At 61.9% G+C, this 23,092-nt stretch carries 22 protein-coding genes; 15 read left to right on the forward strand and 7 right to left on the reverse strand.

Translation table 11 applies throughout. The features are described from left to right. Positions 1–67: 67 nt before the first annotated feature. The 3 genes from EEB13_RS10820 to EEB13_RS10830 are packed head-to-tail and all read right to left on the reverse strand — an operon-like array spanning position 68 to position 3,039. Entirely contained in the window at positions 68–766 is a 699-nt protein-coding gene (locus tag EEB13_RS10820; RefSeq protein WP_141485221.1) for a hypothetical protein, read from the reverse strand. After that, positions 763–1,791: an NAD(P)H-dependent flavin oxidoreductase gene (locus tag EEB13_RS10825; protein ID WP_141485222.1), complete on the reverse strand. Its 1,029-nt coding sequence runs from the start codon at positions 1,789–1,791 to the stop codon at positions 763–765. The genes EEB13_RS10820 and EEB13_RS10825 overlap by 4 nt, the downstream gene beginning before the upstream one ends. Before the next feature lie 45 nt (positions 1,792–1,836). Continuing rightward, positions 1,837–3,039 carry a YbfB/YjiJ family MFS transporter gene (locus tag EEB13_RS10830; protein ID WP_141485223.1) on the reverse strand — a complete coding sequence of 401 codons (1,203 nt, stop codon included), beginning with the start codon at positions 3,037–3,039 and terminating at the stop codon, positions 1,837–1,839. 95 nt (positions 3,040–3,134) lie between these two features. On the opposite strand from EEB13_RS10830, the gene EEB13_RS10835 reads away from it, so the two are divergent. Together EEB13_RS10835 and EEB13_RS10840 are read left to right on the forward strand one after the other, a co-directional pair. Further along, entirely contained in the window at positions 3,135–4,055 is a 921-nt protein-coding gene (locus EEB13_RS10835; protein WP_141485224.1) for a LysR family transcriptional regulator, read from the forward strand. Continuing rightward, positions 4,052–4,750 (forward strand): hypothetical protein, encoded by a 699-nt coding sequence (locus EEB13_RS10840; RefSeq protein WP_141485225.1) that lies wholly within the window; start codon positions 4,052–4,054, stop codon positions 4,748–4,750. The genes EEB13_RS10835 and EEB13_RS10840 overlap by 4 nt, the downstream gene beginning before the upstream one ends. A 44-nt stretch (positions 4,751–4,794) precedes the next feature. Here the strand turns inward: EEB13_RS10840 and EEB13_RS10845 are convergent, their stop codons facing one another. Together EEB13_RS10845 and EEB13_RS10850 are read right to left on the reverse strand one after the other, a co-directional pair. Continuing rightward, positions 4,795–5,427, reverse strand: coding sequence for a class I SAM-dependent methyltransferase (locus EEB13_RS10845; protein ID WP_187328530.1), 633 nt, complete (start codon positions 5,425–5,427; stop codon positions 4,795–4,797). Positions 5,428–5,558: 131 nt separating this feature from the next. Continuing rightward, a complete protein-coding gene (locus tag EEB13_RS10850) occupies positions 5,559–6,023 on the reverse strand; it encodes a hypothetical protein (protein ID WP_033233906.1) in 465 nt (154 codons plus the stop codon). A gap of 259 nt (positions 6,024–6,282) precedes the next feature. Between EEB13_RS10850 and EEB13_RS10855 the strand changes: the two genes are divergently transcribed. The 5 genes from EEB13_RS10855 to EEB13_RS10875 all read left to right on the forward strand — a co-directional run bounded on the left by EEB13_RS10855 (position 6,283) and on the right by EEB13_RS10875 (position 11,755). After that, positions 6,283–7,131, forward strand: a complete 849-nt coding sequence (locus EEB13_RS10855) for a mycofactocin-coupled SDR family oxidoreductase (protein WP_141485227.1) — start codon at positions 6,283–6,285, stop codon at positions 7,129–7,131. Positions 7,132–7,227: 96 nt separating this feature from the next. Beyond that, entirely contained in the window at positions 7,228–8,400 is a 1,173-nt protein-coding gene (locus EEB13_RS10860; RefSeq protein WP_141485228.1) for a sensor histidine kinase, read from the forward strand. A gap of 8 nt (positions 8,401–8,408) precedes the next feature. Further along, a complete protein-coding gene (locus EEB13_RS10865; RefSeq protein ID WP_222839793.1) occupies positions 8,409–9,056 on the forward strand; it encodes a response regulator transcription factor in 648 nt (215 codons plus the stop codon). A 163-nt stretch (positions 9,057–9,219) separates the two neighbouring features. Further along, positions 9,220–11,448 (forward strand): MMPL family transporter, encoded by a 2,229-nt coding sequence (locus EEB13_RS10870; protein ID WP_141485230.1) that lies wholly within the window; start codon positions 9,220–9,222, stop codon positions 11,446–11,448. Between the two features lie 118 nt (positions 11,449–11,566). Further along, positions 11,567–11,755 (forward strand): hypothetical protein, encoded by a 189-nt coding sequence (locus EEB13_RS10875; protein WP_141485231.1) that lies wholly within the window; start codon positions 11,567–11,569, stop codon positions 11,753–11,755. Between the two features lie 159 nt (positions 11,756–11,914). On the opposite strand, the gene EEB13_RS10880 is transcribed toward EEB13_RS10875, so the two are convergent. Beyond that, positions 11,915–12,517, reverse strand: a complete 603-nt coding sequence (locus tag EEB13_RS10880; protein WP_141485232.1) for a TetR/AcrR family transcriptional regulator — start codon at positions 12,515–12,517, stop codon at positions 11,915–11,917. Positions 12,518–12,678: 161 nt separating this feature from the next. Between EEB13_RS10880 and EEB13_RS10885 the strand changes: the two genes are divergently transcribed. From EEB13_RS10885 to EEB13_RS10920, 8 genes are all read left to right on the forward strand, one after another. Continuing rightward, positions 12,679–13,755 (forward strand): alkene reductase, encoded by a 1,077-nt coding sequence (locus EEB13_RS10885; protein ID WP_141485233.1) that lies wholly within the window; start codon positions 12,679–12,681, stop codon positions 13,753–13,755. Between the two features lie 30 nt (positions 13,756–13,785). Then, a complete protein-coding gene (locus EEB13_RS10890; protein ID WP_033233796.1) occupies positions 13,786–14,499 on the forward strand; it encodes an SDR family oxidoreductase in 714 nt (237 codons plus the stop codon). An 82-nt stretch (positions 14,500–14,581) separates the two neighbouring features. Further along, complete coding sequence (locus tag EEB13_RS10895; protein WP_141485234.1) at positions 14,582–15,616, forward strand: NADP-dependent oxidoreductase; 1,035 nt, start codon at positions 14,582–14,584, stop codon at positions 15,614–15,616. After that, positions 15,613–16,470 carry an alpha/beta fold hydrolase gene (locus EEB13_RS10900; protein ID WP_141485235.1) on the forward strand — a complete coding sequence of 286 codons (858 nt, stop codon included), beginning with the start codon at positions 15,613–15,615 and terminating at the stop codon, positions 16,468–16,470. Before EEB13_RS10895 ends, EEB13_RS10900 begins: the two co-directional genes overlap by 4 nt. 145 nt (positions 16,471–16,615) lie before the next feature. Then, a complete protein-coding gene (locus EEB13_RS10905; protein WP_141485236.1) occupies positions 16,616–17,449 on the forward strand; it encodes an alpha/beta fold hydrolase in 834 nt (277 codons plus the stop codon). A gap of 717 nt (positions 17,450–18,166) precedes the next feature. Then, positions 18,167–19,408: a M23 family metallopeptidase gene (locus tag EEB13_RS10910; RefSeq protein ID WP_141485237.1), complete on the forward strand. Its 1,242-nt coding sequence runs from the start codon at positions 18,167–18,169 to the stop codon at positions 19,406–19,408. 10 nt (positions 19,409–19,418) lie between these two features. Beyond that, on the forward strand, positions 19,419–20,678 hold the full coding sequence (locus tag EEB13_RS10915; protein ID WP_141485238.1) for a M23 family metallopeptidase: 1,260 nt from the start codon (positions 19,419–19,421) through the stop codon (positions 20,676–20,678). 108 nt (positions 20,679–20,786) lie between these two features. Continuing rightward, the gene (locus EEB13_RS10920) at positions 20,787–21,944 is read left to right on the forward strand and encodes a serine hydrolase domain-containing protein (RefSeq protein WP_141485239.1); all 1,158 of its coding nucleotides are present in this window, start codon (positions 20,787–20,789) and stop codon (positions 21,942–21,944) included. A gap of 76 nt (positions 21,945–22,020) precedes the next feature. Here EEB13_RS10920 and EEB13_RS10925 read toward each other — a convergent pair whose 3' ends face one another. Beyond that, a complete protein-coding gene (locus EEB13_RS10925; RefSeq protein ID WP_141485240.1) occupies positions 22,021–22,995 on the reverse strand; it encodes an Lrp/AsnC family transcriptional regulator in 975 nt (324 codons plus the stop codon). Positions 22,996–23,092: the final 97 nt, after the last annotated feature.

The following is a 23,092-nucleotide window of genomic DNA, read 5'->3' on the forward strand; positions in this document are numbered from 1 at the left end:
AGGGTCTCCTACTGCACGGACCCGAGGTATCCGGCGGTTCGGCCTTCACCGACTTGAAGTGCGAGAGTCACGAATTGTGCAGGTGGATGGGCGAAGGAATCTTGTTGGAACGGTACGAGTCTCCGCTACGGGTGGGTCGCCACAGTCGCCAGTGTTTCGCGGACAGCCGGAACGGGAGATGGTCTTGTAGGTGACGAGCACCGGACGACAACCGTTCGTCTGCAGGCAGGTTGAGCCACAGAGACAGTGAGGATGCCGCGTTACCGAGGGTTGCGCGTATGCCCGACTCCCCCAGACGCCGGCCGTATCCGTCGACGGCAAAGCGGCCGAACGCGTCCGGAGTGATATCGGCGTATGGAGCGCGGGTGTCCGGGTCGATCAAGCACACGGGGGTGCTGTAGGTCAGCGCCGCCAAAGAACGTCCGTGGGTTGTGACCGCATCGCAACCAACGAGGGCATCGAGCGCTTCGTTGACGGATCCGGGTGGAACGTTCCACTCGGTATGGGTTTGCGCTTTGTAGCGGGGCCCACCGAAGAGCTCGGTAGCGAACGATGACAACTGCGCGGTCGGCTCGGATGGCCCACCCTTGTAGATCTCGAACGTCCACGACGGCAACGACACTGGTTCGGTGCAAGCTTCCAGGAATGTCTGCAGCCGCTGAAATGCATCATCAGAACGCTTGACTCGAAGCGAGTGTGCACCACTGGGCAGCCCGTCGTATGTCACCACCTCGGGCAATGTGATGTCCGGTGTCCGCGCCGTCACAGGTTAGCCAATCGCGAAAGCACTACCCCGGCTGATTCCTCCGTCGCGTGGCGATAACCAGTACCCGCCCACAGGTGCATGCGCTCGGGATCGCTCTGCGCAACAGCGGCTTTGCGCATCGGGTTGGTCAGGTGATGGATGGCCGGATACCCGATGGGCGCTTGCGCGTCGTAGCGATCGATGAATTCGTTCCGAAGCGCCCGGGCGGGGCGACCCGTGAAAACTCTTGTGAAAACGGTGTTTCCGCGGGCGGGGTCGGCTAGGGCCGCCTTGTGGGGAGCTGAAGCACCGCTCTCCTCGGTACGCAGCAGGACGGTACCGACTACTGCCGCCGTTGCTCCGGCGTGCAATGCCGCAGCGACATCCGCTGAGGTCGCCAGTCCACCTGCCGCCAATAGCGGAACAGAGGTGCGATGACGGATTTGTGCGATCAGTTCGGCGATCGGCGTTTCGGCCGGAACCTGCAGGGGAGTGAGCGTTCCGGAGTGGCCGCCCGCAGCCGAAGATTGCACGACAAGCAGATCGACACCGGCGTCGACGGCAAGAAGTGCCTCTGCCTCCGAAGTCACAGTGAGGACGACAAGTGAACCGGCAATGCGCAGCGCCTTGATGACGCCGGGTGCGGGAAAGCCGAAGGTGAAGCTGACCACCGGAACCGGGCTGGCCAGGAGCAGATCGATCTTGTCCGAGAAGTAGTCGTCGTCTTCGACCGGCTCACCGTCAGCCAATGTGATGTCATAGCGATCCGCCTCGACCTGGATCGCCCTGGCATAGGCACGGTAGGCATCGACGTCGACAGGCACCGGGTTGGGCGCAAAGACGTTGACACCGAACGACACTCCCTCGGCGCGCACCGCGTCGATCTGGTCGGACAGAGCCTGAGGCGTCTTGTACCCGGCGGCGAGGAAGCCGAGCCCGCCTGCCCGAGAAGCAGCAGCTACGAGCGCCGGTGTGGAAGCACCGCCGGCCATAGGTGCCGCGATGACGGGGATCTCGAGATCGAGATCGGTTGTGAGTGCACTCATTCGAACATCTCCACTCCTACGACGGATAGCGCTCCGACCGTTTCATCATCTGACATCAAAAACTGCCTCCTCATTCGGGGTTACTTTCCGGGGAGCCGCGTCGACATCATGGGGGAATCGGAACCGCAATGCTGCGGCGGCACAGGCAGCGGCCAGGACGATGGCAGCACCGAGTAGCAGAGCGTCGCGATACCCGTCTCGCAGCAACGGAGTGACGACGAGTGGACCGAGAATCTGACCGACGCTGTATCCAGCGGTCAGCAACGCCACGGCGCGTGGGAACTGCAGGTGCGCGCCGATGGCCAACACGATCGACCCGATACCGAGGAAGGTCACGCCGAACAGAAAAGCGGAGATCAGCGCGGGGCCGACGCCGCCGATCAGAGCAGGCAGCGCTATGCCGACCGCCTGAATCAACAGGGCAGCGAGTAGGAGGGTCGGCCGCGACCAACGCAGGCTGAGCCAGGCCCACAGGGCGCACGAGGGAAATGCGGCCAACCCGACGACTATCCAAGCGCCGCTGCCCACCCATTCAGGTGCGGCGAGATCGATTGCGGCAACAAGGAACGTGCCCGCGATGATGTACCCGATGCCTTCCAGGAAATAACTGATGAACAGGGCGGTGAACCAGGATTGGGGACTGGGAGTTCCCGGCGCGTCCGGTGTGATGATCGGACGCGGTTCCGGTGTCAGCCCCCAGGCTACGGCCGCACACACCACTGCGAGGGCAGCAGATGCCAGCCAGGCAGCGCTCCAGGTGCCGACGAAGCGGACGACGAACACGAGGACCCCGGACAGGGCGATACCCAACCCAACTCCGCCGAATCCCCATCCGGCCAGGAATTGGGACTGCCCCCGAAGGTGCGCGTGCAAAGCGCTGACGGCGATCATGAATACGAGCGCACTGGCAATGCCTGCGACGAGCCTCAGGCCGAACCAGATCGATCCGTCGTGGGTAGTGGGCATGAGCGCCAAAGTCGCGATGAGGACCACCAACGACGTACGCATCACCGCTGCCGAGCGCACCACGCCGGGAATGAGGATTCCCGCGAGCGCGCCGATCAGGTACCCGACGTAGTTGGCCGTGGCCAAGGTGGCGCCGAGCGAGGCGGACAGACCGGCCTGCGTGTGCATCAACGGCAGAATCGGTGTGTAGACGAATCGACCGATTCCCATGCTCGCGGCCAGCGCAGCGGCAGCTTGGACGGCGTGCGCTCGCGGGGAGACACCGTTGTGGACTGTGGTCATGGTCTTATCGTGTGCCCCGGCCGCGCCGGACCGCCACGACCGCTTTGCTCCTGACTGATAGGCACAACCTCCCACCGCACGTAGCATCAAGGACCGTGGAACTGCGTCAGCTGAGATATTTCGAGGTCGTCGCCGAGGAACTGCACTTCGGCCGAGCCGCGGCGCGGCTACTGATAGCCGGGCCGTCATTGTCGCAGCAGATCATGGCACTCGAACGCGACCTCGGCGTCAAGCTATTCGTCCGCGACCGCCGTTCCGTCGCTCTGACGCCGGCCGGCTCGGCGCTGCTCCCCGACGTCCGCGCGCTACTCGAGAGAGCCGAGAATCTGCGACGCCGCGCGGAGCGTCTGTCCGGAGCAGAGCCTGTCCGGATCGGCTACGTCAATTGGCTCCCCACGGATCTGATCGCGCGCACTTCAGGGGTCGCGCAACTACACGTCGACGCCTGGGTGGTGCCATCGCACGCGCAGGCCACGCGGGTGGCGGATGGCAGCCTCGACCTGGCGATCGCCTGGGTGCGGAAAACCGATGTCGCCCAACATGCTCTGAGCGCAAGACTGCTCGGTGCGGATCGGCTGTACGCCGTCTCCACCGGAGAGGACACCACACCGGTGCGGGCACGCGACGTGGTCGTACTCATCGACGACGACACCACCTCCTGGTATTCGTGGAACGTCTACGCCGAAGAATTCGCTCGCGATACCGGCGCACAGATCCTGCGCATCAACGACGGTGGTATCACCGGCCCGGCATTCTTCGATCACGTCCGTGCCATTGGCCGCCCCGTGGTCAACTCACCCAAGGGCCAGACCGTCACGCTGCCAAGCGATCTCACTGCGCGTCCGATGGTTGCCCCCACGGCAGTCTGGACGTGGTCGCTCCTTTATCGCGAGAACGAAACGCGTCCTGCAGTTCTCGCGGCCGTCGACGCTCTCACCCGGGACGTCGCTGATCTCGGAATCCACGAAGACGGAATATGGCTGCCCATGGACGATCCTTACCGGAGGCATCGATGACACGACGGGCTATTCGCGTTTTCTGGGGACGACGTCCGGAATCGGTGCAAGCCGTGGCCTCCCGGTGGCGTCAGACGTTGGAGCAAGTCGAGTTCCTGTTGCCCGAGTCGGTCGACGGGTCGTGGCAACAGATCCACTCGTCCGGACCTACCACCGCCGTAACCGTCGACCAGTTGGCACAGGTACTCGAGAACGCGCAGGCCGCCGAAGACTGGTCGGATCGTCTGGGAATCGGATTGAGGCTCGTATCCAGTAGCGGTCCTGATTGGGGACTCGAGTTATCTGGATTAGCCGGTGGCGAACCGGAAATAATTCTTCAGTCGATGGTTCTTGCGGTCAGTACACCGGACACCGCCGAAGTTCCTGAGACGGAACTACTTCGGATGCTCGCCGCTGTATGGGAACCTGATTTCGGAGACGTCACCGACGACAACATCCTCGACGCTCTCGAAGACGAAGCCGGATTTCGCGTCGGCGATCCCGTGATCGGCCGAGTCGGCTACCTTTCCGCCGCCCGCGCCGGCGCGATCCCCGATGGCCTGAGAGCAGAAATTGCCGCATTACCGGATGGGGCTGTGCTGTTACAGATCGCGGCGGCCGGTGATGTCGATGCAGTCGTCAGAGCATACGAGCGCCTCCGCGGCGCGGGGGCGCTCGATCCTCTTCCGCGTCCACTGGATCGGGCAGTCTTCTGATGCCGTTCGCGGCATCATGGACCCTTGCTTCAAATTTCGCGCGTCTACGTGTTCTCGCCGCTCCGCCGCCTGGCAGAAATTGCGCCGTGGGGTCGGTAACCGCTCCCCGTTCGGGTATGGGTCTCGACCACTTCGAAGCCCGCTGTTGCCAGAACCCGGCTGAGTTCGGCCACCGGCCATCGATAGCCAGTCGTCGCTGCGTGATCGAAAGGCTCTACGGCTGCGCCTTCGAAGAAACCAACCAGCAACCCACCACCCGGCCGAATCACACGCGCGAACTCGGCGAGCGGTGCCTCGATATCTTGCGGATTGTGGTGGATGAGTGAGTACCAGGACAGCACTCCTCCCAGAGAATCTGCCTCGGCGTCCATTGCCTCGAAGCCCCCGATATCGAAGGAAAGATCTGGGAACTGCGCACGCGCGCGTTCAACGAACTGAGGAACCAGATCAATCCCGCTCACAGCCAGTCCGCACTGGGCCAAGAAGTCCGTCCACTGCCCAGGCCCGCACCCAGCGTCGAGCACGGGACCTGTCAGGCTGGCGGCCCAGCTGGTCACCAGGGCCCGATCGGATGGGTGCGTCGACTCCATCGAGCCGAAGAGATCGGTGTACTCCTGGGATCTAGCCGAATACGACTCTCGGACGATTTCGCGCCGGCCGGCGCTCGAGTTCTCCATGCCGTCAATGATCGCCGATCCGTGTAGTGGCCCGAAACAGATTTGAGTTTTACGCCGCGAACACTACCTTCGCAGTAATCGTCGAACTTGCGAATCTTCATACGGCCCTTAGGATCACACTTCTAGCGCCTCTACTTACCGTCTCCGTTCGCGCCGCCGCCCCGAGCTTCGATAGCCTCGACGGACTTCTTGAACGACTTACCCAACACTTGAGAGCCGAAGAGTCCGAGTACTGATGCCAGGAGCTTTCCCTTGAGGTTCTTCCCGTCGCGGACCACAACTGCATCTACATCGGTGATACCCGTGGGTTGCTGCGTCAGAGTGTAGGTGTGGCCGGACGCGCCACCCCACAAGTTCGAGTCGGTGGTCGTCATCACGACGCGATGCGGGTCAGTCCAGTCGTAGTGCAGTCGTTCCCAGATACCGCCCGAGCCCTCCGTGACATCGGCATCGTGGGGGCCTTCGTGGTGCACTTTGAGGTAGTTGTCTGCGCTGCGGCCGAAGATTTCCTCGCGCCCCGGGCCGAAGTCGGTCAGCCCGGCAAGGACCTGCTCGGGCGTCGCGGTGGTCGTCTGGTGAAGATGGATCGTGGTCATGGCGCCTTCCTTGAACACTTGGATGATCCGCTCCGGTCCAAAAAACCGGGAGGTGACTCATCCAGCACACCATTCTCACGAGCGTTGCGAAAGAGGGAGGTACGGCAACTCGATCGCCGACCTCGCTGGGAGCGTCGCAACGGGTTCACGTCTACTCCAAATGCAGTAGTCGAAGTTGATCCATCTGGACGATTCGCGCCTCGGAAAACCGCGGCATCATCGGTACAGCGTGCAGACAACCCCACCCGAGGAGTGCCCCATGACCGCCGAGATACCCGAAGCGCCGATCCCCGACGCACCCAATGCCCGGCGCTACGAAGGCAAAGTCGTCTTCATCACCGGAGCCGCCCGCGGCCAAGGCCGCGCCGAAGCAGTCCGCTTCGCCGCTGAAGGCGCAGACATCATCGCCCTCGACATCTGTGCAGACTTACCTACTACCGAATATGCCGGTGCCACACCAGAAGACCTCGCGGAAACAGTGCGGCTGGTCGAACAACACGGCCGGCGCATCGTCACAAGCATTACCGACATCACCGACTTCGATGCCCTCACAGCCGCAGTCGAACACGGAGTCGGCGAACTGGGCAGGCTCGACGTAGTCGTTGCCAACGCAGGCATGACCACCGCATCCCTGTCCTGGGAAATCGATCTAGATCACTGGCACGCCACCATCGACAACAACTTGCACGGCGCCTTCTACACCGCCAAAGCGACGGTACCGATCTTGATCGAACAGGCGACCGGCGGCGCGATCGTCTTCACCAGCTCGGTCGCCGGACTGAAGGGCCTTCCGTTTCTTGCGGACTACGCAGCTGCCAAGCACGGGGTGACAGGTCTCGCGAAGACGATGGCGAACGAACTGGCAAAGTATCGAATTCGCGTCAACACCGTCCATCCCCACGGTGTCGCCACAGGTCTCACCGTCCCCGAACTGCATCAAAAGATGGAGACGCGCCAGGACCTCGGATTGCTGTTCATGGGAAGTCTCCCTGACCAGGTGAGCCAGTCCGAAGACATCGCGGCAGCTGTTGCCTGGATCGCATCCAACGAAGCCCGCCACGTCACCGGTACCCAACTGCCCGTGGACCTAGGACGTACCAACCGCTGACACACGGCGGCGGATCGTTGCGAATCCCCAGCACAGACGAGCGACGATGCCGCGTTCCGCGACGCCTCCCTCCGGGCGGGGAGGAGAATAGCGACTATGTCCTTGCTCGAATTCGAAAACCTCATCCGGCGCCCATGGTTCCGGCAGGTCGAGGCGCTGGACCGGATAGCTCTGGTGGTCTCAATACTCGCCGTATGCACCGAGGCATTTCGGATGGTGGCCGAATCTGCACCACTCGGTGGGTACGTTGCCATCGCAGTCACTGCACTCGGCGTCGCCATATCGCGGCGCTATACGTGGGCTGGTCTGACTGTTGTACTGGCAGGGTCCGTGATCGATGCAATCTTCTGGGATCCCTTGGTGCCATGGACTGTTGCGGTCTTCACTGTCTTTTCGCTGACTCTGCGTGGGACCTCCGGGCTGGGCACCGGCCTGGCCGCAGGCTTCGTGGCCTACGCAGCTTCCGTGTACGCCGATTCCGCCGGACTTCTCGACTCGGCCGCTGTTGCGGGATTCGCTTCCGCGATAGCAGCAGCCGCCGCAGGAAACGCTCTCCGCAACCGAGAGCGCTACTGGAAGGCACTCGAGGAACGGGCACTGGATGCGATTGCCACGCGTGAGAGTGAAACGAATCGGCGTGTCGCAGAAGAACGTTTGCGAATCGCGCGTGATCTCCACGACATGGTCGGACATGAAGTTGCCGTAGTGAGTATGAATCTTGGTGTGGCGGAGGTGAATCTGCCTCCGGGGTCGCAGCGATCTCGGCAAGCCCTCGACGCGGCCCGCGTCGGCGTTGCAGCGGTTCTGAACGAGACTCAAAGTATTCTGAATATACTGCGCGGTGATTCGAGCGCCATCGAGGATCAGACCCAACCCGTTCCGGGCGTCGATCAGATTTCCGGACTGATCGATTCCTATCGCCGGATCGGGTTGAACGTCAGTGCCGAAATCGACACAGTTGCAGATAAGTTGGATCCAACCGTCGACGCAGCGACCTATCGGATCGTGCAGGAAGCACTGACCAACGCGCATCGGCATGGAGACAGTGACGCCGACCTGACGATCAGATCTGCAGGCGGTTTCATCGTCATCGAGGTAACCAACCGGCGAGGCAGTGCCGGATCGAGAAATCGACTGGGAGAAGGCTACGGTTTGGTGGGGATGCGTGAGCGTGCGACATCTGCCGGTGGTGTGCTCGATATCGGAGGCGACGAAACGATGTTCACAGTGAAAGCGACCATACCCACCCAAGGCAGGTCGATCCGGTGATACGGATAATGATTGTCGACGACCAGGAAATGATTCGCCAAGGCCTGCGTGCCATCCTCGCCGGGAACGACCGCATCGAGGTCGTCGCGGACGTTGCCGACGGGTACCGCGCCGTCGAGGTGGCGAAGACCGACCAGATCGACATCATATTGATGGATATTCGCATGCCTGGCATCGACGGGGTGGAAACGATACGACGCATACGTGAGTTCGCGCCGGCAGAGACCGTGAAAATTATCGTCCTGACAACCTTCGATCACGATGCGACCGTACTGACAGCACTGCAGGCCGGTGCTAACGGGTTCCTGAGCAAAGCCGTCAGTCCCACCGAACTAGCCACTGGTATCGAAGCAGTAGCCAGTGGTGGTGGCGCACTGTCGGGTTCGGCTGCAGCATCGGTAATCAGCCGAGTCTCCGAACAACCAGTGCGCACAGTGGACGCGGCGCTGGCTGCTCGGTTCTCTGCACTGACTCCTCGTGAGCGCGAGGTGGTAATCGCCGCAGCTGCAGGCAAGAGCAACACCGAGATTGCGTCCGACATGTTCCTGTCTCCGTTCACCGTGAAGACTCATGCGGGCCGCGCGATGATCAAGGTAGGCGCCCGGGATCGTGCCCAGTTGATTGTATTTGCCTATCAGGCTGGGTTGATCGCCTGATCGCGTGTTTGGGCTGCCTGCCCCGGCCGGTGTACTTCATTTGCAGTAGTTTTTTCGGTCTCGATGGACGACGACGTTGGGCCACTTCCCAGGGAAACTGAAACAGTCCTCTTCGCATGAGTTGTTGTGTGCGAACTGTTTTCACTTTCTTGTCAGGAGAATCATGCCCCTCGTATTAGCGTGGATAGGGCGATTCAGCGCCCGCCACCGACTTCTTGTCGTCCTCGCGTGGCTACTCGCGCTTTTTGCGCTGGCGGGCGTATTGGTCTCGGGTGGGTCGTCGGAGGAGAGCGCGTCGGCGTCGATTCCCGATACCCGGGCTTCACAGGCCATGGAGGTGATGAACCAGAAGTTCCCGTCCACCGGCCAGCCCGAAAGAGCTCCGGGCACTGTGCAGTTGGTGATGCAGACAACCGGCGGCGCGAGCGTGACGGATACCGATGTGCGCACTCAGATCGACGGTCTACTCGACTCTGCATCGACTGTCGCGGATGTCGTCACAGTCAGCGACCCGTTCGACTCGTCGAACCCATTCGTTTCAGCGGACATGACGACCGCCGTCTCGACTGTCATTTTCGCTGCGATGGACGAAGATCAGCAACATGCCGCATATGACGCCATTTTGGCAGTCGCGGACACCGCTCCGAACACCCTGGTGGCAGAGGTCGGTGGGCAACTCTTCGAACCCGCGACCTCGGTAGGCGGCATCGGCGAAATTGCCGGCGTCCTTGTGGCATTCGTCGTTCTGTTTCTCACCTTCGGTTCCCTTCTTGCCGCGGGCGCGAACATGCTCGTTGCGCTCAGCGGCGTCGCCGTCGGCACCCTCGGGGTCCTGGCCTACGGCACCATCAGCCCGATCGAACCGACCACCATCACCTTGGGCACCATGCTCGGCTTGGCAGTAGGCATCGACTACAGCCTGTTCATCCTCACAAGATTCCGCGCCGAACTACGCGATGGTCACAGCGTCGAGAAGTCCGTCGGCAAGGCAGTCGGCACGGCCGGAACCGCAGTCGTGTTTGCCGGCCTGACCGTCATCATCGCATTGGCCGGCCTGCGCGTGGTCGGGATCAGCTTCATCACCGACATGGGCATGGGTGGTGCATTCGGAGTTCTTGTCGCAGTACTGATGTCGCTGACCTTATTGCCGGTGCTGATGCGCACGCTCGGCCTGCGGGCGCTGCCGCGCAAGGAACGCCACGTTGTCGCAGCTGTGCCTGCCGTCGCGTCACATGCTGCTGACGAAAAGCGCAGTAGTAACGCATTTTTCGCAGCATGGGTCGGATTCCTGGTGCGGCGTCCGGTGTTCTCGATCGTCGCCGGCATCGGTGTCCTACTGATCGTGGCCATTCCGCTGCTCGGGATGAAAACCGCGCAGAACGTTCCCGGTGGCCTTGATCCTTCGTCTACGCAGCGTCACGCCTACGATCTGATCGTCGAAGAATTCGGCGGCATCCAAAGTCCGCTGATGGTGATCGCCGAAGGCGACAACGCAACGAATACCGCTGCGGTGCAAGAGCAACTCACCAACCTCGACGGTGTACAGAGTGTTGATCCGGGCGTGCTCAGTGAAGACGGAACCGCGGCTTTGTTCCGCCTCGTGCCGACGGGTGGCCCTATCGACGAGAGCACCGAGAACCTGGTCGACAACATTCGGGACCGGGCAGACATGGCGCCTGGTGTTCACCTCGAAGTGACCGGTGAGACCGCAATCGGCATCGACATGGACGCCGCACTGCACCAAGCGTTGATCAAATACGTCGTGGTGATCGTCCTTCTGTCCTTCGTACTCCTGACCATCATGTTCCGATCCCTACTCGTACCGTTGATCGCCACACTCGGATACTTGCTCTCGGTCGGCGCCGCCTTCGGCGGCAGCGTCGCAGTGTTCCAGTGGGGCTGGTTGGATGCGATCATCCCTGCACCGCAAGGTGATCCGATGCTCAGCGTCCTGCCGATCATCCTCGTGGGGGTGCTGTTCGGGCTGGCCATGGACTACCAGGTGTTCCTGGTCTCCCGCATCCAGGAAATGCACAGCCGCGGGATGTCACCCAAGGACGCGGTGATATCCGGCTTCAAGACATCCGGACCGGTTCTCATTGCGGCAGCTGCGATCATGGTGTTCGTGTTCGCCGGTTTTGCCACCAGCACCATGGCAGTCGCGGCGTCGATCGCATTCGGGCTTGTCGTCGGAGTCCTCGCGGACGCATTCATCGTGCGTATGATCTTGATGCCCGCGATGCTTGCGCTGCTGGGCAAGAGCGCATGGTGGCTCCCGCGCTGGCTCGACAAGATCATCCCCGACCTCGATATCGAGGGCCGCGCACTCGACGAGCACCCCGACGCGAAGTCCGAAGGAAATTCACAGCCCACAGCTGTACTGGTTCCGTGACAAGTCTTGATTGACACGATGTTTCGTGGGGGGCGGCACGTAGCCGCCCCCTGGAAACTCGTTCACTCTCCCCCACTAGGTCGACGGGCGAGAGCCACTGCGCATCCAGGAGGAAGCAATGGAAGACGATGTCGTGCGAATAACAAACTTACTCAGCGCAATTCAGCAAGTCGAGCTATCGCTGGAGGAACTGAAAGACGCGGCTGATCTCTACGTCGCCGGTCCGACTCCGAGCAGTTCGGCGTTTCTCGAACTGACCCGCGCGCAATTGGTCCTCGTCGCACTGGAAGTACCACTTATCGAGTGAATGTCGAGAAGGCGCAGTCTGATCCTGCGCCAATACAACACTTGGCCGATCCCTGACAAGTCCCACCGCCCTTGGGCCACAAGGTCGACCAGACCAACGGACACCTCCGACGGCGTCGTCACCGACAGCAAGACAGACTCCGCGGGGTCGGCTTTGCGATCAATGCGGCAGGAGAGCGGCCACCTGGCCCCTGATGTCCTCCTCGATCTCATCGACACCACGAGCCATATTGATCGTTGCCGCCATCGCAAGAAACATGATCGCCGAGACGACGTGCGCCAGCGTCACAGCATCGGCTTCACCGACCCGTCCGCCTCGGCGCAGCACGCCTGCGATGGCTTCCTCGGTCTGGCCGACGATGTTGAGCGCTTCCGCGTGGTGCGGTTCGTCGGGGTTACCGAAGACCATCTCTCGCAAGTAGGTGCGCCCGTTGTCGATCTGGGTGCGGTTGCATCGCACGATCGGTCGGACGATCGCCATCACCGCCTCGAGTACGTCGGGGATGTTTTCGGCATCTGTACGACCCCGCTCGAGTGCGCCGCTGTAGTTCGCGTTCTGCACAAGTAGGAGCAATTCGCCCTTCGTCTTGGCATACAGGAACACCGTCCCTGTCCCGACGTCGGCTTTCTCGGCGATCTGTTGGGTGGTGACCTCGTCGACGCCGTACTCGGCGAAGAGTTCACTGGCAGCGGCTGTGATGCGGTCGAGTTTCTGCTGCTTGTTTCGCTCGCGCCGTCCGGCTGGCTGGGGAACGGATGACATGACGGATATCCTTCGGAATAAATTATGAGTACATTCAGTTCTGAGTAGAGTCACTATTGATGCGGTTCAGGTGTTCATCTCGATCGTCCCACGAGAAGTCACATCTGCTTCGCGCCGGTGACCTACCTGACCGGCCGATCAACCTAAGGAACACCCAACTCATGACCTCACCTTCACTCTGGCAGCCGTTCACTCTCGGGCGCGTCGAACTTCCGCACAGACTCGCCTTGGCGCCGATGACCCGCAACCGGGCAAATCCGGACGGCACCCCTGGCCCGCTCGTAGCGACCTACTACGGCCAGCGCGGCTCGCTCGGACTGGTCATCACCGAGGGCACACAGCCCTCCGACGACGGCCAGGGTTACCCGAACACGCCGGGGATTTACACCCCGGCACATATCGTGGGCTGGTCGAATGTCGCTGACGCGGTCCATGCCGAAGGCGGGGCGTTGTTCATCCAGCTGATGCACGCTGGCCGGATGTCGCACCCCGACAACACAACACACCACCGCCAGCCGGTAGCGCCGTCGGCCATCTCTGCCGATCAGGACATGTTCACCGCAACAGGTCCGCAGAAAACTCCGGTGCCGCGAGAGCTGAGTATCTCGGACATCGAGACCACGATCGCCGATTTCCGCCACGCCGCCGCCTCCGCCATCGCGGCCGGCGCCGACGGCGTGGAAATTCACGGCGCCAACGGCTACTTGCTGCACCAATTCCTCTCGCCGAACTCGAACCACCGCGCTGATCAGTACGGCGGATCGGTGGAAAACCGGTCGCGCTTCGTGATCGAGGTCGCCGCCGCGGTGGCCGAGGAGATCGGAGCCGACCGGGTGGGAATCCGACTGTCGCCGTCGATGCCCCTCGGCGGCATCGACGAAGGCGATGTCGAAAGCGTCCGCGCCCAATACCGGCACTTGGTCGGAGAACTCGCGACACTGAACCTGGCCTATCTTCACGTCCACCATGTCGGTGACGACGAATTGCTCCGCTCTTTCCGCGATGTGTGGCCGACTGCGGTACTCGTGGTGCGCTACGGACGCACGCGGGAGCAGATCGCCGACGACATCGACGCCGACCTGGCTGATATCGCGCCACTGGGAAAGTTCGCGCTGGCAAACCCCGACGTCGTCGAACGCCTGCGCAACGATGCCCCGCTCAACGATGTGGACCCGACCACGCTCTACGGCGGTGGCGAAACGGGGTACACCGACTACCCGACACTCGCGCGCGTCTGACCACCATCCTCGCAACAGAAAGAGCCTGACATGCCTTCACTCAACGGATCCGTCGTCCTCGTCACCGGAGCGAACGGCGGCATCGGCACTCACTTCGTCCGCGAAGCTCTTGCCCGCGGCGCGTCGAAGGTTTACGCCACCGCGCGCACACCTCGTACGTGGGATGACGAGCGGATCGTCCCCCTCACCCTCGACGTCACCGATCCCTCGTCCATCCAGGCCGCCGTCGCCGCCGCACCGGACGTGACCGTTCTGATCAACAACGCCGGCGCCTCGCCGTCCAGCCCAGGCATCCTCACCCACACCGATGAGGAGATCCGCACCAACGTCGAGACCAACTTCCTCGGCCCCCTCTTCCTTGCCCGCGCTTTTGCCCCGGTCCTTGCTGCCAAGGACGAGTCGGTCATCATCGATATCCACTCGCTACTGAGCTGGTACGCCGTCGCCGGCATTTACAGCGCCACCAAGGCAGCTTTGTGGTCGGCGACCAATTCCCTGCGACTCGAACTCGCACCTGCGGGTGTGCACGTCGTCGGGGTACACGTCGGCTACGTCGACACCCCCATGGCTGCGAACTCCACTGATCCCAAGACACAGCCCGCGGATCTTGTGCGCACTGTGTTCGACGCAGTCGAGGCCGGCGAGTACGAAGTCCTTGCCGACGAAGCCTCCGCTCAGGTCAAGTCGGGACTCAGCGCACCCATCGAAGCGCTCTACCCCCAGCTCAAGGCCACCGACGCCTGAACAGCCAGCGGAGGCGTCGCGGAACAGAGATGACCGCGACGCCTCGCTGGCTACCTGTCCCCACAGCAGAAGGATCAACGCCATGAAAGCGTTTGTCGTCACCAAATACAAAGGGCCACTGCAAGAATCCGACGTCCCAGAGCCGGTAGTCGGTCAGCATGACGTACTCGTGCGAGTGGACGCGGCCGGGCTGAACCAACTCGACGAGAAGATTCGTGCCGGCGAATTCAAACAGATACTCCCATATACGCTTCCGTTGATCCTCGGCAACGATCTCGCCGGTGTTGTCATTGAGGTCGGCGCGAAAGTGCGGTCCTTCAAACCCGGCGACGAGGTCTACGCCCGCCCCGACAAGGATCGCATCGGGACGTTCGCGGAGCGCATCGCAGTCGCAGAGGCCGATCTTGCCCTCAAACCGGCATCAATCAGCATCGAGGAAGCAGCTTCATTGCCTCTGGTCGCGTTAACCGCATGGCAGGCGCTGGTCGAGCGCGGCAACGTCCAGCCAGGACAGAAAGTTCTCATCCACGCCGGCGCCGGTGGTGTCGGATCCATCGCAATCCAAGTCGCCAAACATCTCGGCGCAACTGTGGCGACCACAGCAAGCGCCGCCAACGCGGACTTCGTCCGCGGCCTCGGCGCTGACGTCGTCATCGACTATCGCAGTCAGGACTTCGAGCAGGTCTTGCACGACTACGACCTCGTGCTCGAGAGCCTCGGCGGGGAGAACCTCGAAAAGTCGCTGCGCGTGCTGCGTCGCGGCGGCAAGGCGATCGGGATCTCCGGCCCCCCGGACCCGGCTTTCGCCCGCGAGAGCGGCCTCAATCCGCTACTGCGCCTGGCGATCACCGGCCTCAGCTTTGGCGTCCGCCGTCGGGCCCGCAAGCTCGGTGTGAGCTACGAGTTTCTCTTCATGCACGCCAGCGGTGACCAACTCCGCCACATCACAGGGCTCGTCGACGACGGAGTGCTCCGCCCTGTCGTCGGACAGGTCTTCCCGTTCCACCAGACCCCGCAGGCGCTCCAGGCACTGAGCAAGGGCGGGATCCGAGGCAAAGCTGTCATCAGTAACACCCGACGCAACGAAACCACCACCGAAACCGGAACCTCGCGATGAGTACCGACAACGGCCCCGTCATCACGTCCTACGCGAAGGCGCGCACCCGAACCGTCACCGCCGGCGACGTCACCTACGCCTATCGCGAACTCGGACCGAAGGGCGGAATCCCCGTCGTCTTCTTCGTACACCTCGCCGCGAACCTCGACAACTGGGATCCGCGCATCGCTGATGCCATCGCGAAGGACCACCACGTCATCGCCTTCGACAATCGTGGCGTCGGTGCCTCCACCGGGAAAGTTCCCGACAGTATCGAGGCCATGGCCGATGACGCCGTCACCTTCATCAAGGCCCTCGGATTCGACAGGATCGATATTTTCGCGTTCTCCCTCGGCGGCATGATCGCCCAGGCCCTCGTACTCGAGCACCCCGAACTCGTGCGCAGACTCGTCCTCACCGGCACCGGACCCGCAGGCGGTAAAGACATCGACAAAGTCGCCGGCACAACCTATTACGACCTGCTGCGAGCTACTCTGACGCGGTCCGACCCGAAGGAATTCCTGTTCTTCAACCGCAACACCACCGGCAAACGCGCCGCTGCTGCATTCGTCAAACGACTCGAAGAACGGACCGAAGACCGCGATACATCCGTCTCGGTCAAAGCATTCCGAACCCAACTCAAAGCCATCAAACGATGGGGACGCTCCACACCGGTAGATCTGACTGCGATCAGCGCGCCCACCTTGATCGCCAACGGGGATCACGACCGCATGGTGCCCTCAATCCTCTCCGAAGACCTGCACCGCCGAATCCCCGGAAGCGAACTGATCATCTACCCCGATTCCGGGCACGGCGGCATATTCCAATTCCACGACAAGTTCGCCCCCTCCGCCGTCGAGTTCCTCTCACACTGAACGCAGGAACGGCGCCAAGACAGGTACCGGCCCACCACGGGCAGGTCGTCCTGATCTCGTCGGTGCTCGGCGTCCTGGCTCGCCTTGACCAGCGCGGACCCCACCAGCAGAGCTCCACCACAACCACATCACGGAAGAAGATCTCATGACCACCTGGAAAGACGTGCCGACCAGCAACATCAACGTGGACGGAGTACGTTACGTCTACCGCGAACTCGGCGCCGACTCCGAAGTACCAGTGGTCTTCCTGCACCATTTCACCGCAGTCCTCGACGACTGGGATCCCCGCGTCATCGACGGCATCGCCACCCAACACCGCGTCATCGCCTTCGACAACAGGGGCGTCGGCGGCACCAACTCCAAAGTGCCAGCCGACCTCGAGCAGATGGGCGCCGACGCTATCGCCTTCATCCGGGCGCTCGGTCACGAGAAAGTCGACCTCTTCGGCTTCTCCGTGGGCGGAGCCGTGGCTCAGATGATCGCCCTGCAGGCACCAGACCTCGTACGCCGCATGGTCGTTGCCGGAACGGGACCACGCGGCGGCGGCGGAATCTGGAAGATGCCGTTCATTGTCGGCGGCGCTTACGCCAAGGCGGCGCTGGCCCGCAAGGACGCCCGCCACTTCCTCTTCTTTCCCCGCACCGCTGAGGGCAGGAAGGCCGCCAACGCCTACTTCGACCGTCTCGCCGAGCGAACCACCGACCGCGACAAGCCGATCTCGAACCAGGCCCGAATCGCGCAGCTCCGAGCCATCACCACCGGCGGACTCCACGCACCGGACGACCTCTCGAAGATCACCGCGCCGGTCTTCGTCGCCAACGGCGACAACGACCTCATGGTCGCCAGCGAGCACTCAGAGAACCTGGCCAGGCGCCTGCCCAACTCCAAAATCACGATCTACCCCAACTCAGGGCACGGCGGCATCTTCCAGTACCACGAGACCTTCGTCCCCGAAGTCCTGAAGTTCCTAGCCGACTGACGAAATCCAACCCTGGGAACAGCTCGCCCCGTCACCGTATGACCGCCACCGACCACCGCACCGAGATAGCCGCTCGATTCCAAATATGGAATCAGGCTACCGAACTGAACGTCGCTGCTTGACCGATCGCTCCGGGTGATGGCCTGCTATTCCCGAAAACTGCTGCATCCCAAACAACTTGACAGCGCCTGTTTGACAGCGCATTTCGCCGGGGTCGGCGTCGGGCAGCCCCGCTGCGATAGAACGTCCAGCTCTGAGGGAAACGGAAGGCGATTGTGTGCGAATGACGAACTTGCTCAGTGTAATTCTTCAAGCCTAGGTGTCGCTGGAGAAGCTGAAAGCAGCTGCTGCTCTCTGGATCGCCAATTTCTCGTACTACCCCACTGAAGCCGAGGGTGAAACGTAGGGTGAAGCGGAGGGTGAAATATTCCAGTCCGGAAACACGCATTTCTTTGTGAAAGGCCATGCAACGACGTTGATTACCTGGTCACGTGTGTGCGAGCGAGCTTGGGTGGCCTCGACTACATGTGCGGCTCTCCAGCCGTGCAATTTCGAGATTCGAAATTCATTGATGAAACTGGCAATTCGTGCATATGCTCGAACAATACGTCGACCCGGCATATCTGATTCCGCTCTCGGGTTCATGACGACGAATGGATCTGAAACTGACTGATTTACGGCGGCGAGGAATTGCCTATTCATAAAAGGACACCATCCATGCGTAGAGCTTCACTAGTCCTCGTTGCATGTGCCGCGCTACTTGCGGCCTGCTCGTCAGCTGCCGATTCCACCGAATCGTCGGCGACATCGACCGTCGATTCCCGCGGTGGCATCCCACCCGGCTACCCGCTCGACGGCGATGTGATGGCACCACTTGTCGTTACGGCACTCGGGCCGGATCCGATTCCGGTTACCGGTACAGACGGCAAAGTTCATGTGGCCTATGAAATTTCGGTACTCAACTTGTCGCCGCGGCCCGCGACCATCACTGAGATCGAAACACTGGCCGGTGGACCGGACGGCGAGGTAGTAGCGAGCCTGACGAAAGACGAGGTGCTGGCCCGTACCTTCCCGTTGGCAAATTTCGAAGCGGCGCCGGTTACCGACATCCCCGTCGGGCGCACTGTTGTGTTGGTACTCGATGGGGTCTACGACACTCGCGCGGACGTACCGACTGAGGTGACCCATCGGCTGGTCACCTCGTATGGCCCCTTCATCACACAGGATTCCGGCCTCAATGCGAGATATCCGGACACCGTGACTCAGATCGGTGGAGCGGTCAAGACAAGTGCACGTTCGCCAGTGATCATCGGGCCACCCCTCGCCGGTGACGGTTGGGTGGCGGCCAACGGCTGTTGCGTGATCACATCGCACCGTGGAGCGATGATGGCGGTGGGCGGACGGATCAACGGGACCGAACGTTATGCCGTCGACTGGATGCGTATCGATATGAACAACCCGGTTCTCAGTTCCAGCGATGGTGACGGCTCGAAGAACGACGACTACTTCGCTTACAACGCAACGCTGTTGGCGGTGGCCGACGGCACCGTTGTGTCAGTTGTGTCTGACAAGAAGGACGAGCCGCCGCATCAAGTCAACCAAAGTCTGACGTTCGATCAACTCGCTGGCAACTACTTGATCATCGACATTGGCGGCGGCAATTACGCCTTCTATGCGCACATGATCCCGGGATCGGCGTCGGTGAAGGTTGGAGACAAGGTGTCCCGCGGGCAGGTAATCGGAGACTTGGGCAACTCGGGCAATACAACGGAGGTTCACTTGCACTTCCATGTCTCTCGGGCCCCGGCGCCCTTGTCCAGCGACAACGTGCCCTACGAGATCGACCGCTTCACATTCGTGGGCTCGACGGCCACAGATTCCCTCGTGAAAGGACCGGATGCGGGAGAGCGAACCGATCAGCTCCCGCTCAATTCGGACGTCATCAACTTCCCCAGGTAAGGACACCACAATGCGAAGGGCCCCAATAGTTCTCGTTGCATGTGCAGCCCTGTTGGCGGCGTGTTCATCTGTCGGCTCCACCGACTCGACGGCAGCTTCGACACCGACCGTCGATCCTCGCGGCGGGGTTCCGCCGGGATACTCGCTCGACCGAGATGTGGCGACGCCGTTGGTGATCACCACTCTCGGACCGGATCCGATTCCGGTCGCCGGCACCGACGGGAAAGTTCATGTGGCCTACGAGATCCAGCTGCTCAACGTCACACCGCGTCCGGTGACGATCACGCGGGTCGAGACCCTCGCAGACGGGCCTGACGGCAAGGTCGTCACCACCGTAGGGCAAACGGAGGTGGCAGCACGGACTCTCCAGTTCCCGCCGGCGTCCGGCGACATAGCCGCGGGTCGCACGGTAGTGCTCCTTCTCGATGACGTCTACGACAGCCGCGACGATGTTCCGGCCGAAGTGACACACCGCATCAGCGCCACGCTCGGCGCGGCGACGCCTGGATCGGAAGCACACGGCGCGTTGTACCCGGACAGCACTACCCAGATCGGCGGGACGGTTCGTACAAGTAGGGCCTCGCCCGTCGTCATCGGGCCGCCGGTTGCCGGTGATGGTTGGATTGCCGACAACAGCTGTTGCGTAATGAATGCGCACCGAGGTGTAGTGATGGCGTTGGGCGGCAGGATGAACGGCGCCGAGCGCTATGCCATCGACTGGATGCAAACCAATCAGGCCAACGCAGTCGCCGTCGGCGACGGAACCCGAAACGAGGATTACTCCGGATACGGCGCCGAGTTGTTGGCAGTTACCGACGGCAAGGTCGTGACCGTGGTGTCGGACATGCCGGATGTTCCGCCCAAGATCCTTCCGGAGGGCGTGGCCGTTGATCAGTTGGCCGGAAACTACGTCATTATCGACATCGGTGACGGGAACTTCGCCTTCTACGCGCACATGATCCCGGGCAGCGCGTCGGTAAAGGTCGGTGACACGGTCACCCGAGGGCAGGTAATCGGCAAACTCGGCAACTCAGGGAACACGACTGCGCCGCACCTCCACTTTCACGTGTCCCGAGCGCCGCTACCGCTGTCGGGTGACAACGTCGCATACGAGATCGACCGGTTCACGTTCGTCGGAGCTGTAGGCGTGGAGGCTTCTTCTACCGGCGAAGGCATTTTCGTCAATGTCTCGGAGGGTCCCGATGCCGGAGAGCGCAAGAATCAGCTCCCTCTGTATTCCACCATCGTCGACTTTCCGCCCGCTGCCTGATGCTCCGAGTATGCACTGCAACAGACGCTTTCGTGACGGGCCGAATGCCGGTGAACGAACCAACCAACTTCCGCTCAACGACGACGTCGTCAACTTCAGGGAGATGCCATGAAACTCACAGCCACGACACTCGCGATTGTGATGGTGACGCTGACAGCCTGCGCGAGCGGAGAAGCCAGCCAAACCGATTCGACATCAACGGAATTCGATTCTGCACAAACCTCGCTCGAGTCCGCGGTACTACCCGTCATCAACGAGCAGATGGAGGAAATGGGGATACCTGGATTGGTTGCCATTGTCGCCAGTCCCGATCGAGGCACCTACAAGGTTGCGGCAGGCGTTGCAAATATCGACACGAACGAACCTATGAAGGTGGAGAACCACTTTCGGATCGGGAGTATCAGTAAGACACTGACCGCGACGGTGGTCCTACAGCTCGCCCAAGAGGGCAAGCTCGGACTCGATGATGCACTGGCACCCTACTTTCCGACGCTTGATACCAACGGTGCCACCATCAGGCAAGCACTCAACATGACGTCGGGCATCCCCACCTATACACCCGACCAATTCTTGAATGATCTTGCGAACAATCCTGCACGAGCGTGGAGTCCGGAGGAACTCCTCGCTACCACGGTCGGTCAACCGGCCGAGTTTGCGCCAGGGGCGGGCTGGGATTATTCGAACACCAACTACGTGATGCTCGGTCTTATCGCCGAACAGCATGGCCGTGCCTCACTTGGCGCCCTCGTGCAGGATCGCATCTTCAGCCCTTTGCAGATGACCGGCTGTTCGATGCCCGCCCAGGCGGATTCGACGCTTCCCGCCCCGTATAGCCGCAGCTATCAATACGGCACTGAGTGGGACAACCCGAGCCCGCCGGCACCGAAACCGGATTTGATCGATGTGACGAACTCCAATCCCTCGTGGGGATTCGGTGCGGGCGAAGCCATTTGCACTGCCGACGATATGGCGATCTGGGGCCGCGCTCTCGTTGCCGGGGATCTCTTGGATCCCGAAATGCAAGAAGAACGACTCGACTTCGTCACCGGCGGAGCGATGCCCTACGGACTGGGCATCGCGAAGCTCAACGGACTCACCGGACACCAGGGCCATATCAGCGGCTACCAAACCCAAACGACGCGTCGGGAATCAGACGGCACGATCATCGTTGTTCTGACAAACATCACGCAGGCACCTGATGGTGAGCTGCCGGCGACAAAAATATCAGAGCTGATCTCGCGTGCGATTCCGGCTCAGGAGAAGTAGTTCCCACACGCAAACCTTGCCTGACTGCATCGGACGAAATGCTCGACCAGGCGTGTGCGCCCCCCGATTCAGATATTCACATCAGCACGCCTGCGGACTTGTAGGCGCGAACTACGAGCGCAGTCTGCACCTGCCGGACACCGTCCAGTGCGCCGAACACGCGGCCCGTGAAGGCATACAGGTCCTGCGCGTCGGTATGCCGCGAGTAACCGAGAACATTGCTACGCCCGGTTGTCGTCACCAGGTGTCGGACGGACGGCTCCGCTGCGAGCCTACGAACCGCGGCGTCGAGATGGCGGTGCTCGACCTCGAGCTCGAGGCGCGCCTCGACGGTGAATCCGAATTGCGCCGGGTCGACGAACAGACGTAAGTGCAGGACGCGCAAGCCTTTCAGACGCGCCAGCCTCCGGCGGGCGGTCGACTCACCGATATTGAGTTCCTTGGCGAGCCTGCTCATCGGCATCCGAGGGTCATGCCGCAGAAGGCCAGCAAGAACTCGGTCCAGATCGTCGACCTCGATCGGCCCCGGAAGCGACGTCCCCTCGGCGACGGACCGGCGGATCGATGTGGGCTCACTGTCGAACGGCGCCCAGTCCGCGGCAGTGAGCAGCAACTGCAGGATTGCGGCGCAATGCACGTCGAGGACGCCCCCGATCCTGCCGATGGAGCCGTCGATGAGGGCCAGCAGCGCATCGTTGTCGGCGACCGTGGCCTCCGCATGAATCTGCAGGCTACCGGTCGTCACTTCGACTGCGTGTGTCTCGGGCAGTGCCGCGAGGGCCACCGCCACATCGTCGAGCCGGCCCGGCGCGCACCGGACAGCGAGATCGACCGACAACCCCTCGCCGAGGTACTCAGGCACCAGGCCGGCAGTGAAACGCACCGCACCGGTCTCGGTCATTCGTTCCAGACGCCGCGCGACCGTGCGCTCGTGGCACCCGAGGCGGGCACCCACGTCGGCGAACGACGCCCGGAGATCACGTGCGAGAACTTGCACGATCGCGCGATCCAGTGCGTCGAACACCGTCGACGACCCGTCGGTTTCCGCCATTGCGATCCTCCTCGAGCCGGAATCCACCACAGAGACCGTGATGTTGCCAGATGCAGCCTACTTCTCGTGCAGATGTTGCCTGATTATCGCCGCTGGA

Source organism: Rhodococcus sp. WS3 (genome assembly GCF_003797085.1).
Lineage (GTDB): Bacteria > Actinomycetota > Actinomycetes > Mycobacteriales > Mycobacteriaceae > Rhodococcus_F > Rhodococcus_F globerula.

Coding starts and splice junctions, on each gene's coding strand:
- EEB13_RS10825 (WP_141485222.1), bottom strand. CDS start 1,791: ATGAGTGCACTCACAACCGATCTCGATCTCGAGATCCCCGTCATCGCG.
- EEB13_RS10830 (WP_141485223.1), bottom strand. CDS start 3,039: ATGACCACAGTCCACAACGGTGTCTCCCCGCGAGCGCACGCCGTCCAA.
- EEB13_RS10840 (WP_141485225.1), top strand. CDS start 4,052: ATGACACGACGGGCTATTCGCGTTTTCTGGGGACGACGTCCGGAATCG.
- EEB13_RS10845 (WP_187328530.1), bottom strand. CDS start 5,427: ATGGAGAACTCGAGCGCCGGCCGGCGCGAAATCGTCCGAGAGTCGTAT.
- EEB13_RS10850 (WP_033233906.1), bottom strand. CDS start 6,023: ATGACCACGATCCATCTTCACCAGACGACCACCGCGACGCCCGAGCAG.
- EEB13_RS10855 (WP_141485227.1), top strand. CDS start 6,283: ATGACCGCCGAGATACCCGAAGCGCCGATCCCCGACGCACCCAATGCC.
- EEB13_RS10860 (WP_141485228.1), top strand. CDS start 7,228: ATGTCCTTGCTCGAATTCGAAAACCTCATCCGGCGCCCATGGTTCCGG.
- EEB13_RS10865 (WP_222839793.1), top strand. CDS start 8,409: ATGATTGTCGACGACCAGGAAATGATTCGCCAAGGCCTGCGTGCCATC.
- EEB13_RS10870 (WP_141485230.1), top strand. CDS start 9,220: ATGCCCCTCGTATTAGCGTGGATAGGGCGATTCAGCGCCCGCCACCGA.
- EEB13_RS10875 (WP_141485231.1), top strand. CDS start 11,567: ATGGAAGACGATGTCGTGCGAATAACAAACTTACTCAGCGCAATTCAG.
- EEB13_RS10880 (WP_141485232.1), bottom strand. CDS start 12,517: ATGTCATCCGTTCCCCAGCCAGCCGGACGGCGCGAGCGAAACAAGCAG.
- EEB13_RS10885 (WP_141485233.1), top strand. CDS start 12,679: ATGACCTCACCTTCACTCTGGCAGCCGTTCACTCTCGGGCGCGTCGAA.
- EEB13_RS10890 (WP_033233796.1), top strand. CDS start 13,786: ATGCCTTCACTCAACGGATCCGTCGTCCTCGTCACCGGAGCGAACGGC.
- EEB13_RS10895 (WP_141485234.1), top strand. CDS start 14,582: ATGAAAGCGTTTGTCGTCACCAAATACAAAGGGCCACTGCAAGAATCC.
- EEB13_RS10900 (WP_141485235.1), top strand. CDS start 15,613: ATGAGTACCGACAACGGCCCCGTCATCACGTCCTACGCGAAGGCGCGC.
- EEB13_RS10905 (WP_141485236.1), top strand. CDS start 16,616: ATGACCACCTGGAAAGACGTGCCGACCAGCAACATCAACGTGGACGGA.
- EEB13_RS10910 (WP_141485237.1), top strand. CDS start 18,167: ATGCGTAGAGCTTCACTAGTCCTCGTTGCATGTGCCGCGCTACTTGCG.
- EEB13_RS10915 (WP_141485238.1), top strand. CDS start 19,419: ATGCGAAGGGCCCCAATAGTTCTCGTTGCATGTGCAGCCCTGTTGGCG.
- EEB13_RS10920 (WP_141485239.1), top strand. CDS start 20,787: ATGAAACTCACAGCCACGACACTCGCGATTGTGATGGTGACGCTGACA.
- EEB13_RS10925 (WP_141485240.1), bottom strand. CDS start 22,995: ATGGCGGAAACCGACGGGTCGTCGACGGTGTTCGACGCACTGGATCGC.